Raw genomic sequence first — 2,213 nt, 5'->3', positions numbered from 1 at the left:
GCGCGTCGACATGGGCGTGGACTACGTCCACGGCGAGATCGACAAGCTGCTGGCGAAGGGCCGGCTCACCCAGGACAAGGCCAACCGCTACAAGAGCCTGGTGTCCGGGTCCGTCGAGAAGGCCGAGGTGTTCTCGGACGCCGACTTCGTGATCGAGGCCGTGTTCGAGGAGATGAAGGTCAAGAAGTCCGTCTTCCACGACGTCGAGAAGGTCGTCTCGCCGGAGTGCGTGCTGGCCACGAACACCTCCTCGCTGTCGATCACGGAGATGGCCGCCGACCTCGAGCACCCCGAGCGGGTCGTCGGCTTCCACTTCTTCAACCCCGTCGCAGTGATGCCGCTGCTGGAGATCGTGCAGGGCGAGCAGACCGACCAGGCCACCCTGGCGACCGCGTTCGCCACCGGCAAGGCGCTGAAGAAGACCACCATCCTGGTGCAGGACAGCCCGTCCTTCATCGTGAACCGGCTGCTCGGCCGCTTCATGGGAGAGGTCGCGCGGATCGTCGACGAGGGCACGCCCGTCCCCGTGGCCGACAGTGCGTTCGCCGGGGTGGCGCCGATGCCGCCGTTCATGCTGCTCTCGCTGGTCGGGCCCGCGGTCGCGCTGCACAACAACGAGACGCTGGCCGGGGCCTTCCCGGACCGGTTCTACGTCTCCCCCGCCCTCAAGCGCCTGGTCGAGGCGGGCAAGCGGTCGTACTACACCGCCGACGGCAGCATCGACCCGGACGTCGAGGCGCTGCAGGAGAAGCCCGCCGAGCCGGTGGTGCTCTCGACCGAGGAGGTGCGGGAGCGGGTGCTGGCCGGGCTCGCCGACGAGGCGCGCCGGATGCTCGACGACGGCGTGGTCTCGGCACCGCAGGACCTGGACCTGGCGATGATCACCGGCGCCGGGTTCTCGTTCTGGAACGGCGGCCTGACCATGCTGCTCGACATGAGCGGGATCTCGGAGAAGGCCACCGGCCGCCGCTTCCACTGAGCCCCGCCCGCCGGCCCCGCGGGCGTGCAGCCCCGGGGCCGGCGCGGACGGTCGGCCGAACCGCAGGTCAGCCGGCCAGGCGCTGGGTGGTGCTGCGGTAGTAGTCCTGCAGGTTGCGGTTGAGGATCCGGCGCACCTCACCAGCGCCGGGCAGCTCCTCGGCCCGGTCCACGGCGGCGAGCAGGTCGGCGATCTCGGCGGGCGTGTCGTAGGTGGCCAGCTCGCGGTGGAGCCGGGCGCGCGCAGCCCGCTCGGCGCGGAGCGCCCGCAGCCGCGTCAGCGCGTGGGCGAGCGGAGCGGGGGGCTGGTGGTCGTGGTCGTCGCGGGATGGGGCCACGTCGTTCTGGCTCTCCTTCTGGGCGTGCTTCGTCATGGCTCCAGTGTCTCGTGAGAGCCATTCATGCGTCCAATGTCCTGACTGCAACATTTCCATGCGTTATCGTCATGGAATGGACACCGACGTGCTGCGCTGGTTCCAGCAGGTGGCCGACGGCCAGACGGTCACCGAGGTGGCCCACGTCTTCCGGGTGAGCCAGCCCGGCGTCTCGCGGGCGCTGGCCCGGCTGGAGGAGGAGGTCGGGACGCCACTGCTGCAGCGTTCCGGCAGGCTGCTGCGGCTCACGCACGCCGGTGCGGTCTTCAAGCGCCACGTCGACGCGCTGGTCCACGACCTCGACGACGGACTGGCCGCGGTGAGCCAGCTGGTGGACCCCGAGACGGGCACGGTGACGGTCGCCTTCCAGCTCTCGCTGGGGACCTGGCTGGTCCCGGCGCTCGTCGGCGGCTTCCGGGCCGCCCATCCCCGGGTGGGCTTCCACCTCGAGCAGTCCCAGGACGCCCTGGGCTCCTCGCTGGTGGCCGGCGGCCAGGTGGAGCTGGAGCTGACGGCGCGACGCCCCCGCAACCCCGAGGTGACCTGGCGCCGCCTGTTCACCGAGCCGCTCGGGCTGCTGGTACCGCGCGGGCACCGGCTCGCCGCCCGCCGTCAGGTCGGGCTGGCCGAGGCGGCCGAGGAGGACTTCGTGATGCTGCGTCCTTCCTGGGAGCTGCGGCGGCTCTCCGAGCAGCTCTGCGCCGCGGCGGCCTTCGTCCCACGGGTCGCGTTCGAGGGTGACGACCTGCCCACCGTGGCCGGGTTCGTCGCGGCCGGCATGGGGGTCGGCCTGGTCCCCGCGCTGGGCGGCGACCCGGCGCTCGCGCGCGGCGCGACCACCCGGCTGGTCCGCCTCACCGA

Annotated in this window: 3 protein-coding genes; 2 read left to right on the top strand and 1 reads right to left on the bottom strand. The window is 71.9% G+C overall.

Annotated elements, in window-relative coordinates:
- A partial coding sequence (locus tag PLP61_RS16650; RefSeq protein ID WP_324503891.1) for a 3-hydroxyacyl-CoA dehydrogenase occupies window positions 1-979 on the top strand: 979 nt, incomplete at its 5' end.
- Window positions 980-1,046: 67 nt separating this feature from the next.
- On the opposite strand, the gene PLP61_RS16645 is transcribed toward PLP61_RS16650, so the two are convergent.
- The gene (locus tag PLP61_RS16645) at window positions 1,047-1,352 is read right to left on the bottom strand and encodes a hypothetical protein (RefSeq protein WP_324503889.1); all 306 of its coding nucleotides are present in this window, start codon (window positions 1,350-1,352) and stop codon (window positions 1,047-1,049) included.
- 76 nt (window positions 1,353-1,428) lie between these two features.
- Here PLP61_RS16645 and PLP61_RS16640 point away from each other — a divergent pair.
- Window positions 1,429-2,213 (top strand): LysR family transcriptional regulator (locus PLP61_RS16640; protein ID WP_324503887.1); only part of this gene is annotated, 785 nt, incomplete at its 3' end.

The sequence above is a fragment of the Nocardioides sp. genome (assembly GCF_035429765.1).
Classification (GTDB): domain Bacteria; phylum Actinomycetota; class Actinomycetes; order Propionibacteriales; family Nocardioidaceae; genus Nocardioides.
Note: the sequence above shows the minus strand (reverse complement) of the source record. Positions and strands in the feature narration are given on the sequence as shown.

Bases quoted from the DNA above. Each gene is read 5' to 3' on its own strand.
- PLP61_RS16645 (WP_324503889.1), bottom strand. From the start codon at position 1,352: ATGACGAAGCACGCCCAGAAGGAGAGCCAGAACGACGTGGCCCCATCC.